Genomic DNA, 11,759 nt, shown 5'->3' on the forward strand with positions numbered 1-11,759 from the left:
CTCAGGCTTGGAAACGACGGATGGAAAACGCTTCGATGGGTTGGCGGCTGGCCCCGGTGCAGACAATCTCTGCCAGGGCTTCACCGACCGCGGGACCGAGCTGGAACCCGGCGCCGGCAAAGCCGAAACCGTGGAGCAGGCCAGGTTGGGTGCTGCTGGGGCCGATCACCGGTTCGTGATCGGGTAGATAACCTTCGGTGCCGCTCCAGGTGCGTATCGCCTGGGCACCCTTGAGAAACGGATATAGCTCGCCCGCATTGCGCAGGATCTCCAGCACCGCAGCTTGCCCCGGTCGCGCCTGTTGCGGGCCGATGGCAAAGCCGCGACCGCCGCCGAGGATGCAATTGCCGCGGGCAACCTGCCGTGCATAGATCCCACCACCTTCGACGCCCGTGCTCACGTCCATCACCAGCGGCAAGGGCTCAGTGACCAGCATCGCCGGGTGTGCCGGGGTCATAGGCACCGCTTCGCCAAACTGTTCGGCGACTGTACCTGCCCACGCCCCGGCGCAATTGAGCAACCACGGCGCGTGCAGCTGCAGGCCGTTGGCGCAGTGCACCTGGAAGTGCTGGCCGTCATGTTCAATCCGCGTGACAGGCGACTGTTCATAAATATGCGCGCCGCGTTGTTTCGCCGCGCGGGCAAAGGCGGGGGACACCAAGCGCGGATTGGCATGACCGTCTTCCGGACACAACGAGGCACCGACGGCGATGTCGCCGACCCAGGGGAATCGCGCCCGCAGCTCGGCGTAATCCAGCAGCTGCAGACCCAGGTCAAATCCCCGTGTCTGCTCGGCATACGCCTGCAACGCAGCGAAATCGGCATGACTGCGCGCCAGCTTCAAATGCCCGGAGCGTACGTATTCACCGTCAATGCCGATCAACCCCGGCAAGTCCGCCCACAGCTGGTGGGCACGTTGCGACAGTGGCAACTGGTGCAATGGCCGACCCTGGCGCCGCACGCCGCCATAGTTGACGCCACTGGAGTGAGACCCGCAGAAGTCCCGCTCCACCAGCGCCACGCGCTGGCCTTTCTGCGCCAGTATCAACGCCGCCGATGCGCCAACAATCCCTCCGCCCAGTACGATGACGTCGATCACGGCTGCACCTCCACGCCAAACGGCAGCGGCTTGATCGGTGCCTGGCCACGCAACCGCCCCACGTTTTCAATGCCCATGCCACTGCGCTCGGCCACAATCTCTGCCGCCGCCAACCCGCACATCCGGCCCTGGCAACGGCCCATGCCAACGCGGCAGTGGGCCTTGACGCGATTGATCTCCCAGTGACCTTCATCCACCACCGCGCGCACATCGCCGACGCTGACTTCTTCGCAGCGACAGAGGATCAACTCATCGGGGGCTTTGGCTGCCCATTTCTGCGGAAACGGGAACGCGGTTTCCAGGCCATGGCGAAAGCATTGGATGCTCGCCAATTGCTGCTCAAGCACCGCGGCGCGGCGGTGATCGATGGCAGCGCCCGAATCCTCCAGCGCAGCCAGCGCTGCACGTTCACCGGCCATTTGCGCGGCGTCCGCGCCCATGATCCCGGCGCCGTCGCCGGCCAGGTACACGCCCCTGACACTGCTGCGTCCGGCGTTGTCGCGCTGTGGCAACCACGCACGGTTCAAGGCATTCCAGGCGAACTCACAGCCAAGCAAATCCGCCAGTTGCGTCTCGCTGCGCAGCGCATGGGCGAAGGCCACGGCGTCGCACGCCAAGGTCTGGTCACCCCATTGAATGCCACTGACCCGTTGCTCTCCGTCGATTTTTTTAAGCATGGCACCCTGATGCACGGGAATTCCATGGACCTTCAGCCAGGCGCGGTAATACAAGCCTTTGGCCAGGGTCGCCGGTTGCCCGAGCAGCGCTGGCAATGCACGGCATTGGGCACTGAACGGTGCGCTGTCAAGTACCGCCACCACCTTGGCCCCAGCTTTGGCGTATTGATAGGCGACCAAGTAGAGCAACGGCCCGCTGCCACAAAACGCCACGCGCTCACCGATGGCGCAGCCTTGGTACTTCAAGGCGATCTGCGCCGCGCCCAGGCTGTACACGCCCGGCAAGGTCCAGCCTGGCACGGGCAGGATGCGGTCGGTTGCGCCGGTGGCGACGATGAGTTGCGCGTACTCGATGCTTTCGGCGCGACCGTTGTTGAGCATATCCAGGCGCCCGTCCTCTGCATTCCACACCAGGGTTTGCGGGCGGTAGTCGATCAAGGGGGCGAGCTCATCCATTGTGCGGTGCACGGCTTCAGCCTTGCGTGCTTCAAATCCGTAAAGCTGCCTGGCGGTGCGTTGAAAGCCCAATGGCTGACGCCGATAAATCTGCCCGCCACCGCGCAGGCTTTCATCCAGCAAACAGGCTTTGATGCCATGCTCGAACAGGGTGCGCGCCGCGCTGATCCCGGCCGGGCCTGCGCCCACAATCACCACGGGCTTCATGGCTGGCGCCCCGGATCGCGGCGGATGGCCTGGCCTTCTTCCAATAGCGTCGAACAGGCGCGCACGCGTCGCCCGTCCTCAAGCCGCACCCAGCAATCCTGGCACGCCCCCATCAGGCAGAAGCCCGCTCGTCGTTCAGCACTGAAGTCACTGCCGCGCAGGTGTTCGGCGCAGGTGAGCACGGCGGTCAGCAGGGTGTCACCGAGCAAACCGCTGGCCGGTTGACCGTCCAGGGTGAAGGCCAGGGCCGGGCGCTGGGTCTCGGCCAAACGTTTGAACAGTGGCATTAATGTTTCCCCACCAGCACGCGGTCCAGACCGTAGACCCGGTCCAGCAGGATCATGGTGGCCGCTGTCAACGCAATCACCAGCGCCGACACCGCCGCCATCATCGGATCGATGGACTCGGTGGCATACACATACATGCGTACCGGCAGGGTCTGGGTCGCCGGCGAACTGACGAAGATCGACAACGTCACCTCATCGAAACTGTTGATGAAGGCCAGCAACCATCCGCCCGCCACACCGGGCAGGATCATCGGCAGGGTGATCTGGCGAAACAGCGTAAAGCGGCTGGCGCCCAGGGACTCGGCGGCCTGCTCGGCGCTGCGATCGATGCCGATCGCGGCGGCCAACACCAGGCGTAGCACATACGGGGTGATGATCACGACGTGGGCCAGCATCAGCCAGGTGAAGCTGCCATTCACGCCCATCAGTGCGAACAGGCGCAACATCGCCACGCCCAGCACCAGGTGGGGAATGATGATCGGTGACAGGAACAACGCACTGAAAAAATTGCGCCCCGGAAACTGATAACGACTGATCGCCAAGGCGGCTGGCACCGCAATCAACGTGGCCAGGCTCGCGGCGGTAAAGGCCAGGATCAGGCTGTTGTAGAACGCCTGGATGAAATCCGCGCGCTCGAACACTGCACGGAACCAGCGCAGGGAGAAGCCCGACGTGGGCAGGCTCAAGGTGTTTTCCGGGGTGAACGCCACCAGGCACACCACCACCAACGGCGCCATCATGAACAACACCACCAAACCGTGGAAACCTAGGGCCAAAGGACCGTTTCTGGACATGCGCTTAAACCCCCAGGGACTTTTTGTAGCGGCCTTCGACCATGCGGTTCCAGCTCAGCATGATCAGCAGATTGACAGACAGCAGCACCACCGCGATGGTCGCGCCCATGGGCCAGTTGAGTTCCGAAAGGTATTGGTCGTACACCACGGTGGCGACCATTTTCAGGCGGCGTCCGCCGAGCAGGCCGGGAATCGCAAAGGAACTGGCGGCCAGGCCGAACACGATCAACGTGCCGGACAGCACGCCCGGCATGACCTGCGGCAAGACGATCTTGCGCATCACCGTGGCCTGGCTGGCACCCAGCGATAGCGCCGCTTGCTCAGCCGATGGGTCGAGCTTTTGCAGGGAGGTCCACACCGGAATGATCATGAACGGCAGCATCACGTGCACCAGGGCGATAACCACCGCGAAGGGCGTATACAAAAGCTTTGCCGGGCGCCCACCGAGGCATTGGATGACTTGGTTCACCAACCCGTCCGCGCCGAGCAGCAGGCTCCAGCCAAAGGCGCGCACCACCACTGAAATCAGCAGCGGCGTGAGGATCAGGATCAGGAAAATCGAGCGCCATGGAGTGCCCATGCGGCTGAGGATGTAGGCCTCGGGCACGCCGATCACCACGCACAGCAAGGTGACCAAGGCGCTGATCCAGAAGGTGCGCCAGAAGATTTCATAAAAGTACGAATCGCTGAACAACGACAGGTAATGCGCGAAGGTCCACTCATCCGCCTTCACGCCCACCTGGTAATCGAACACGTTGAACGATAACACCAGTGTCAGGCCCAACGGCAGAATCAGCAGCCCCATAAACAGCACCAAGGCGGGCAATGACAATAGATAGCCCCGGCTCATGCGCGCACCTCATCCGCGGCCAACACTCGTAGCAGGCTGGCTTGCCAGTCCAGGCCCACCGCCGCACCGCAACCGAGCGGCGCGCTGCCATCATTGCTGCGCACCACGGTGATTTCGCCCAGCTGGGTGTGGATGCGATACAGCCATTGGCTGCCGAAAAAGTAGCTGTCGAGGACCGTGCCTTGCAGTCGGCCGCTGCCGGCGTCCACCAGCTGGATCTTTTCCGGACGCAGGCTCAGAGTCAGCTCGCCGTCACCGCTTTCGTGACGCACTTGCGGGCTCCCAAGCGGGTCATAGTCGCCCGGCAACAGGTTGGCCTTGCCGACGAAGTCCGAGATGAAGCGGGTGCGCGGGTGTTCGTAAAGCTTGTACGGCGCGTCGATCTGGGTCACGCGCCCGGCCTGCATTACCACCACGCGGTCGCTGATGGACAGCGCCTCGGCCTGGTCGTGGGTGACCATCAAGGTGGTGATGCCCACGGCGCACTGGATGCGGCGGATTTCGAACTGCATTTCTTCGCGCAGGTTGGCGTCGAGGTTGGACAGCGGCTCATCCAACAGCAACACCGGTGGTTCGATCACCAGGGCACGGGCCAGGGCCACGCGCTGGCGTTGGCCGCCGGACAGTTCACGTGGGTAGCGGTCAGCGTGGGGCGCCAGGCGTACCAGTTCCAATACGGTCTTGACCTTGCTGGCGATCTCGGCGGCCGGCACTTTGCGCATCTTCAGGCCGAAGGCGACGTTGTCGCGCACGCTCATGTGCGGGAACAGTGCGTAGCTCTGGAACACCACGCCCAGGCCACGGCTGGCGGGCTTGGCGTGGGTGATGTCGCGACCGTCGAGCAGGATCTGCCCACCGCTTACATCAACGAAGCCGGCGATCATTTGCAGAGTAGTGGTCTTGCCGCAGCCCGAAGGGCCGAGCAGGGAAACGAACTCGCCTTTTTCCACCGCAAGGTCGGTGGCGACCACCGCATCGACGGCGCCGTAGCGTTTGCTCAAGGCGTTGAGTTGGAGAAATGCCATGTCTGCGTTCCACCTTTTTGAGTCGCGTCGAAACGCGCTTTTTTGTTTTGGGCAGATGCGAATGAGAGGGTGCCGGTGCGTTGGCGCTTGATCTTGAGTCGGCTGCCGTTAGTTGTTCATTTCGCCCCTGTGGACGCAGATTAGGACGAAGACTAGGATGGGCGGAAGATGAAATTTCATTGAACGGACTACTATTTTCAAATTTATTCACTCACCGGAATTTTTTCAGGGATTTATTGCTATGAATTCCATTGGTCGAAATGAAGATGATAAAGAAGTCGGCGCGGGTGCAGTGTCTCGACTGTTCGCCTTGCTGCGAACGCTGGGTGAAGTGCCGGAAGGCGGCGAACGCGTGACCCAACTCGCGCAACAGGTGGGCTTGTCCCAACCGACCACTCACCGCCTGCTGCGCAGCCTGATGGACGAAGGCATGGTCGAGCAGGACGCGCGCAGCAAGCGCTATCGCCTGAGCCTGGAGTTCTTCGCCCTGGCGGCGAACGCGGGCAAGACCGCCAACCTGCGTGACCTGGTGCGGCCGAGCATGTTGCGCCTGAGTGCGTCATTGGGAGATTCGCTGTTCCTGCTCGCGCGCTCCGGTTTCGACGCGATCTGCCTGGACCGCAGCGAAGGTCCGTACCCGATCCGCACCTTCACCGGCGATATTGGCGGGCGCGTGGCGTTGGGCGTGGGGCAGGGCAGTCTGGCAATCCTGGCATTCTTGCCAGAGGAAGAGCGCGAGACGGTAATCCGCTATAACCTGCCACGGCTCAAGGACTTCCACCTGTACGACGAAGTGCTGCTGCGCTCGGAAGTTGAGAACGTGCGCAACCTGGGGTATGCGGCGCGCAATACCGGGGTGCTGGAAGGCATGGCCGGGTTGGCGGTACCAATCCTTAATCGGGATGGGCATGCGGTGGCGGCGTTGAGTGTGGCGACCATCAGCGACCGGCTGGGGCCGAGCCGGTTGCCGATGGTGGTGGAGTTGCTCAAACGGGAAGCGGCGGCGATTGGGCCAAGGCTCAATCCGTTTGATCCGACGCTGCGCCGACCCTCGCAGACGTTTGGTGGATAATCTCTATCAAAGCCCGCAAGCCCCCGGATGAACTGATCGACGTGGTGGACCAGCAGGTGCGCCCCGTGCAGTTGTCGGCCGAATGGGTCGCCAGCCTCAAGGTTTAGGTTACGTTGAAAAACGCCACTTTGGTGCTCAAGCGGTCCGCCAATTCCGCCAGTTCTTGATTGGCGTTCTCCACCTGCTCGGACCCGGCCGCCGATTGCACAGTGGAGCTGTGGATGCGTGTGACGTTTTGCGCGACTTCCTCAGCGGCGGCGCTTTGTTGCACCGAAGCACTGGCAATCTGCGCGTTCATTGCATTGATCGCGCCGACCTCCTGGCTGATCTTGCCCAGTGCCACCTGGGAGTCGCGGGTCTGCGCCACGGTGACCTGGGCCAGGCTGCGGCTGCGCTGCATGATATCGGCGGCGTCCTGGGTGCCGCTTTGCAGCTTGCCGATCATGTCGCGGATTTCCTGGGTGGATTCCTGGGTACGCGTCGCCAGCGAACGCACTTCATCGGCCACCACCGCAAAACCACGTCCGTGTTCACCGGCCCGCGCCGCTTCAATCGCGGCGTTGAGGGCCAGCAGGTTGGTTTGGGCGGCGATGGCGTTGATTACTTCAATCACGGTTTCGATGCTTTCACTGTCGCTGGACACCTGGTTCACTCGGTTGGTGGCCTGGTCGAGGATGGTTGCCAGCTCTTCGATCGCCACGCTCACTTCACCTACCAGACGGTGGCCGCTGTCGACTTCCGCGTCTGCCAGGATGGTTGCCTTGGACGCAGCAGAAGCGTAACCCGAGACCTCGCTGACCGAGGCGGCCATTTGCGTGATAGCGGCCGCCACGTGCTGGGCCTCGCTGGTCTGCAAGGTGATCTGCTGACGATTGTCGCTGGCCACCGCCAGCAGGGTGACCGAGGCGTGACGCAAGGCCTGGGCCGCCGAGCGTACCTCTGTGATGGTGTCGCCCAGGCGTGCCAGGGCGTTTTTCAGAATGCCCATCACGCTGTCGGGGTAGCGGGTTTCGATGGACTGGTCCAACTCGCCATTGGCCAGGCGGCGGATCGCCTCGGCGACTTCTTCCGGCTCGGCACCCAGGGTGGCCTTGACCTTGCGGATGATCAACAGCGACACCAGCACACTCAAGATGATTGCGGCGGCACTGGCCAGCAGCATAAGCACCGCAAAGTTGCTGGCTGCGGATTGCACCGTGTCCAGGCGTTGCTTGATCTGGGCTTCCTCTAAGTCGATCAGGGCATTCACGCGTTTGAGCCATTCAGTGTAGTGCGGCGATGCCTGGGCGAGCAGCAGGTCCTGGGCGCCGGTAATGTCATTGCTGCGACGCAGTGTGATCACTCGTTCGGTGGAGGCAAGGGCCTGGGTTTCGATAGCCTTGATATCAGCCAGCAGGCGGGTTTCTTCTGCGCTGGCGGCGTTGCTGGCGAACAGGCGATCCATCATCACGGCGGAATCCTGGTAGTCGCGCTTGAGTTGGTCGATCTCGGCCAGGTGGCGGTTGAGCGCCGGTTCATCCTTGACCAGCACCGCGTCGCGAATGGCGATGGCACGGTTGTGCACGCTGCCGCGGAAGTTGATCGCGTAGCGCTGGACCACGGCGGCTTTTTCGGCCACGTCCTTGAGGGTGTTGTCGATAAAACCCACGCGTTGAATACCGACGGCGGTGATCAGCACCAGTAACGACAGGGTAGACGCAAAGCCCAGTCCGATGCGCATCGCCAGCGAGACAGGTTTTTTCATGGAAAGCTCGATATTCAAGGGGTTAGGGGTGATGGCTAAAAGCTATCTATGCCGTGAAATCTAACGTCCCTTCTGTCGAGCGTCCAATCAGTAAACACTGAACCTGACATCGAGCAAATTGATGGAATAAAACCTTGGGACAAACGTCACCCGATGTCTGTCCTGTTTCACCGGCGTCGGGCACGGACTTGGTGGTGGAACCCGAAAGCACAGGTAGATGGGATCCACTTGCGGTATAACCTTCGGACGTTTTTGTGATCCGAGGCACCGTTTTTAATGCAAAGCCCTTTGCAACGCCCGCTGTGGCAGATCTACCTGATCTTTCTGGCACCGATGGTGCTGTCCAACTTCCTGCAAAGTTTTTCCGGCACCCTCAATGGTATCTACGTTGGGCAAATGCTCGGCACCCAGGCGTTGGCGGCGGTGTCGGGGATGTTCCCCATCGTGTTTTTCTTTATTGCCCTGGTGATTGGCCTGGGGGCGGGCGCTTCCGTGTTGATCGGCCAGGCCTGGGGGGCCCAGGAAACGGGGATGGTCAAGGTGATCACCGGTGCGACCCTGACCCTGGGCGCGCTGGTGGGTGTGATTGCGGCGGTGCTCGGCAGTCTGTTTGCGCGTGCGGCCTTACAGGCGTTGGGCACACCCGTCGATGTACTGGACGATGCGGTCGCTTATGCCCAGAAGATGATGGTGATCATGCCGTTGTTGCTGGTGTTCATCCTCTACACCCAGTTGCTGCGCGGCGTCAGCGACACGATCTCACCGTTGCTGGCACTGATGGTCTCGACCCTGGTCGGGCTGCTGCTGACTCCGGCACTGATTCGCGGCTGGATCGGCCTGCCGCCCATGGGCATCCAGAGCGCGGTATATGCCGGGTTGGTGGGTAATGCCTTGGCGATGCTGTTTTTGATCTTGCGCCTGCGCCACAAAAACCATGTGATGGCGCCCGATCGCGAACTGCTCAGGGCCTTGCGCCTGGACCGTGCCATTCTCGCAAAAGTCCTGCGTATAGGTTTGCCCACCGGCCTGCAGATGGTGGTGTTGTCGCTGTCGGAATTGGTCATCCTTGCCCTGGTCAACAGCCACGGCTCTCAAGCCACGGCGGCGTATGGTGCGGTGACACAGATCGTCAATTACGTGCAGTTCCCGGCGCTGTCGATTGCCATCACCGCATCGATCCTCGGTGCTCAGGCCATTGGCGCCGGGCGCCTGGAGCGCATTGGGCCAATTCTGCGCACCGGGTTGATGATTAACACCTGCCTCACCGGTGGCCTGATTGTGCTGGGTTATGTGTTGTCTCACTGGTTGCTGGGGCTGTTCATTACCGACGACGCCGCACGGGTCAACGCTGAGCACCTGCTGCACATCATGCTGTGGAGCATCCTGGTGTTCGGCTTCCAGGCCGTGATCGGCGGGATCATGCGTGCCAGCGGCGTGGTGCTGATGCCGGTGGTGATCTCGATCTTCTGTGTGCTCTGTGTTGAATTGCCGATGGCTTACCTGTTCAACGCGCACTTTGGCCTGGAAGGCGTGTGGATGGCGTTTCCGGTGACCTACCTGGCAATGCTTGCCCTGCAGACCGCGTATTACCGGTTGGTGTGGCGGCACAGGCAGATCAAACGGTTGGTGTGATAAAAGGTTGCGCACCTTAAGGACAGAAGACATCTGAGTCATGGCAAACCCTTACGCCGCGTTGTTCGAAGTTCCCGGCGCCCGTGCTTTTGTGCTGGCTGGCATGCTGGCGCGCATGCCGGTATCGATGACGGGTATCGGTCTGATCACCATGCTCTCCCAGGTGCACGGCGGCTACGGCCTAGCGGGCTCGGTGGCGGCGGTGTTTGCCTTGGCCACGGCGTTCTGCGCGCCACAGGTGTCGCGGCTGGTGGATCGCTGCGGCCAGGGCAAGGTGCTGCCGATTGCCGCATTGATCGGCGGCGGGGCGTTGTTGATGCTGTTGCTGAGTACCCGTTTGCAGGCGCCAAGCTGGCTGCTGTTCGTGTTCGCCGCATTGGCGGGCTGCATGCCCAATATGTCGGCCATGGTGCGGGCGCGCTGGACCGAGTTGTACCGGGGACAGTCCAGGTTGCAAACCGCGTTTGCCCTGGAATCAGTGCTGGATGAAGTGTGTTTCATCATCGGGCCGCCGATTTCGGTGGGGTTGAGCGTGGTGCTGTTCCCGGAAGCCGGGCCCTTGGTCGCGGCGCTGCTGCTGGCGGTGGGCGTCACCACGTTTGTATTGCAACGCGAGACCGAACCCCCTGTGCATGAGCATCAGGACCATCACGGCCGCTGGCTGATTGCATCACCCTCGGTGTTGATCCTGATGATCCTGCTGCTGGCCATGGGCGTAATCGTCGGCGTGGTGGATGTGGTCAGCGTCGCCTTCGCCCAGCATCAGGGCCAGCCGGCGGCGGCGAGCATCGTGCTGTCGGTGTACGCCATCGGCTCCTGCCTGGCGGGGCTGGCGTTCGGCACCCTGAAACTCAAGGCGCCGCTGCCCCGGCAATTCCTGTTCTGCGGCGTGGCCACGGCGTTGACCACCTTGCCGTTGCTGCTGGTGACCAACATTCCGGGGCTGGCGGTGGCGGTCTTTATCTCCGGGCTGTTCTTCGCCCCAACGCTCATCGTGTCCATGGCCCTGGTGGAACAGATCGTGCCTGCCAGTCGCCTGACCGAAGGCATGACCTGGCTGATCACCGGCCTGAGCATCGGCGTGGCCATCGGCGCCGCCAGCTCGGGTTGGATGATCGACCACTTTGGCGCCACCAGCGGGTTCTACGTGGCCTTGGCGGCGGGGGCGGTGGTGTCGGGTGCGGCAGTATTGGGTTATCGGCGGTTGGGTAATCAGATCACCGCAGGACACGCGTCATCGCCATGATGTTGTAAAAACTCATTCAAGGCCTGGCGCGTCAGGTCATTGAGCGTCACTTTTTTGCGGGTCGCCGCCAGGGCTGCCGCCAAGTGCAGGTCATGGCCAACCCGGACATTGAAGGAGCCTTTACAGGGTTTCTCCGGGTGATGCCCGAGGGTCTGGCAAGTGGCGAGGTAGTCATCCACCGCCTCACGGAACGCAGCGTCCAGCTCAGCGACGGTTTTGCCTTCGTAGCTCACCAGTGCCTTGATGAACAGGATCTTGCCGAACAGGCAGTTGTCCTCGAGGCTGGCTTCGATGGAGCCGATGTAGCCTTTGTGTTTCAGTTGGTTGTTCACTGAATCAGTTCTCCTGATTTCAATTGCTCGGTGATCTGGTGCCGAATGTAGTGTTTCAGTTCATGGCCAGGGTGAGGCTTGTGCAAGGTGATCATTGTACTGGGGTCACCGATGTCGAACTTGACCCGGCTTCCAGCCCCTTCAATCTCTGTGTAGCCCAGCCGACGCAGCAGCGTTACGAGCTCAGGCCAGGTAAATGCCATGTGCTCATTGAGCCGTTTGGCGAGCAGCTTTTCATTTTTGGACGCGGCGATCCCTGCGTGTAACTAAATGTAGTTGCAAAAAGTGGTGTTCGTCAATGCTAGCTCGGGTTCGGGTGCCTCTGCTGAAATTGATGT

Annotated in this window: 12 protein-coding genes and 1 pseudogene; 3 read left to right on the forward strand and 10 right to left on the reverse strand. The window is 61.8% G+C overall.

Features of this window, described 5'->3' with window-relative positions:
• Window position 1 precedes the first annotated feature (1 nt).
• From LVW35_RS11240 to LVW35_RS11265, 6 genes are read right to left on the reverse strand one after another with little or no spacing between them, the layout of a single operon-like run.
• On the reverse strand, window positions 2-1,099 hold the full coding sequence (locus LVW35_RS11240; protein WP_233895518.1) for an NAD(P)/FAD-dependent oxidoreductase: 1,098 nt from the start codon (window positions 1,097-1,099) through the stop codon (window positions 2-4).
• Window positions 1,096-2,439, reverse strand: a complete 1,344-nt coding sequence (locus LVW35_RS11245; RefSeq protein WP_233895520.1) for an FAD/NAD(P)-dependent oxidoreductase — start codon at window positions 2,437-2,439, stop codon at window positions 1,096-1,098. Before LVW35_RS11245 ends, LVW35_RS11240 begins: the two co-directional genes overlap by 4 nt.
• Entirely contained in the window at window positions 2,436-2,726 is a 291-nt protein-coding gene (locus LVW35_RS11250; RefSeq protein ID WP_233895522.1) for a (2Fe-2S)-binding protein, read from the reverse strand. The genes LVW35_RS11245 and LVW35_RS11250 overlap by 4 nt, the downstream gene beginning before the upstream one ends.
• Window positions 2,726-3,520: an ABC transporter permease gene (locus tag LVW35_RS11255; RefSeq protein WP_016974527.1), complete on the reverse strand. Its 795-nt coding sequence runs from the start codon at window positions 3,518-3,520 to the stop codon at window positions 2,726-2,728. Before LVW35_RS11255 ends, LVW35_RS11250 begins: the two co-directional genes overlap by 1 nt.
• Window positions 3,521-3,524: 4 nt before the next feature.
• Window positions 3,525-4,370 carry an ABC transporter permease gene (locus LVW35_RS11260; RefSeq protein ID WP_233895524.1) on the reverse strand — a complete coding sequence of 282 codons (846 nt, stop codon included), beginning with the start codon at window positions 4,368-4,370 and terminating at the stop codon, window positions 3,525-3,527.
• Window positions 4,367-5,395 carry an ABC transporter ATP-binding protein gene (locus LVW35_RS11265; RefSeq protein ID WP_233895526.1) on the reverse strand — a complete coding sequence of 343 codons (1,029 nt, stop codon included), beginning with the start codon at window positions 5,393-5,395 and terminating at the stop codon, window positions 4,367-4,369. Before LVW35_RS11265 ends, LVW35_RS11260 begins: the two co-directional genes overlap by 4 nt.
• 241 nt (window positions 5,396-5,636) lie before the next feature.
• Here LVW35_RS11265 and LVW35_RS11270 point away from each other — a divergent pair, with 241 nt between their 5' ends.
• Entirely contained in the window at window positions 5,637-6,467 is an 831-nt protein-coding gene (locus LVW35_RS11270) for an IclR family transcriptional regulator (RefSeq protein ID WP_233895528.1), read from the forward strand.
• A 103-nt stretch (window positions 6,468-6,570) separates the two neighbouring features.
• Here the strand turns inward: LVW35_RS11270 and LVW35_RS29125 are convergent, their stop codons facing one another.
• Window positions 6,571-7,629, reverse strand: coding sequence for a methyl-accepting chemotaxis protein (locus tag LVW35_RS29125; RefSeq protein ID WP_442799672.1), 1,059 nt, complete (start codon window positions 7,627-7,629; stop codon window positions 6,571-6,573).
• 66 nt (window positions 7,630-7,695) lie between these two features.
• Window positions 7,696-8,211, reverse strand: a pseudogene (locus LVW35_RS29130) (MCP four helix bundle domain-containing protein); the annotation flags it as partial.
• 276 nt (window positions 8,212-8,487) lie between these two features.
• Here LVW35_RS29130 and LVW35_RS11280 point away from each other — a divergent pair.
• Entirely contained in the window at window positions 8,488-9,843 is a 1,356-nt protein-coding gene (locus LVW35_RS11280; RefSeq protein ID WP_233895532.1) for an MATE family efflux transporter, read from the forward strand.
• A 40-nt stretch (window positions 9,844-9,883) separates the two neighbouring features.
• Window positions 9,884-11,089: an MFS transporter gene (locus tag LVW35_RS11285; RefSeq protein WP_233895533.1), complete on the forward strand. Its 1,206-nt coding sequence runs from the start codon at window positions 9,884-9,886 to the stop codon at window positions 11,087-11,089.
• Here LVW35_RS11285 and LVW35_RS11290 read toward each other — a convergent pair.
• Both LVW35_RS11290 and LVW35_RS11295 read right to left on the reverse strand, forming a co-directional pair.
• Window positions 11,056-11,421 (reverse strand): type II toxin-antitoxin system HicB family antitoxin, encoded by a 366-nt coding sequence (locus LVW35_RS11290; protein WP_233895534.1) that lies wholly within the window; start codon window positions 11,419-11,421, stop codon window positions 11,056-11,058. The genes LVW35_RS11285 and LVW35_RS11290 overlap by 34 nt on opposite strands.
• Window positions 11,418-11,624, reverse strand: a complete 207-nt coding sequence (locus LVW35_RS11295) for a type II toxin-antitoxin system HicA family toxin (protein ID WP_233895535.1) — start codon at window positions 11,622-11,624, stop codon at window positions 11,418-11,420. Before LVW35_RS11295 ends, LVW35_RS11290 begins: the two co-directional genes overlap by 4 nt.
• Window positions 11,625-11,759 lie beyond the last annotated feature (135 nt).

The organism is Pseudomonas sp. HN11, from assembly GCF_021390155.1.
Lineage (GTDB): Bacteria > Pseudomonadota > Gammaproteobacteria > Pseudomonadales > Pseudomonadaceae > Aquipseudomonas.

Excerpts from the sequence above, each read along its gene's own strand:
- LVW35_RS11245 (WP_233895520.1), bottom strand. The coding sequence starts at position 2,439 with ATGAAGCCCGTGGTGATTGTGGGCGCAGGCCCGGCCGGGATCAGCGCG.
- LVW35_RS11250 (WP_233895522.1), bottom strand. The coding sequence starts at position 2,726 with ATGCCACTGTTCAAACGTTTGGCCGAGACCCAGCGCCCGGCCCTGGCC.
- LVW35_RS11255 (WP_016974527.1), bottom strand. The coding sequence starts at position 3,520 with ATGTCCAGAAACGGTCCTTTGGCCCTAGGTTTCCACGGTTTGGTGGTG.
- LVW35_RS11260 (WP_233895524.1), bottom strand. The coding sequence starts at position 4,370 with ATGAGCCGGGGCTATCTATTGTCATTGCCCGCCTTGGTGCTGTTTATG.
- LVW35_RS11265 (WP_233895526.1), bottom strand. The coding sequence starts at position 5,395 with ATGGCATTTCTCCAACTCAACGCCTTGAGCAAACGCTACGGCGCCGTC.
- LVW35_RS11270 (WP_233895528.1), top strand. The coding sequence starts at position 5,637 with ATGAATTCCATTGGTCGAAATGAAGATGATAAAGAAGTCGGCGCGGGT.
- LVW35_RS29125 (WP_442799672.1), bottom strand. The coding sequence starts at position 7,629 with ATGCTGCTGGCCAGTGCCGCCGCAATCATCTTGAGTGTGCTGGTGTCG.
- LVW35_RS11280 (WP_233895532.1), top strand. The coding sequence starts at position 8,488 with ATGCAAAGCCCTTTGCAACGCCCGCTGTGGCAGATCTACCTGATCTTT.
- LVW35_RS11285 (WP_233895533.1), top strand. The coding sequence starts at position 9,884 with ATGGCAAACCCTTACGCCGCGTTGTTCGAAGTTCCCGGCGCCCGTGCT.
- LVW35_RS11295 (WP_233895535.1), bottom strand. The coding sequence starts at position 11,624 with ATGGCATTTACCTGGCCTGAGCTCGTAACGCTGCTGCGTCGGCTGGGC.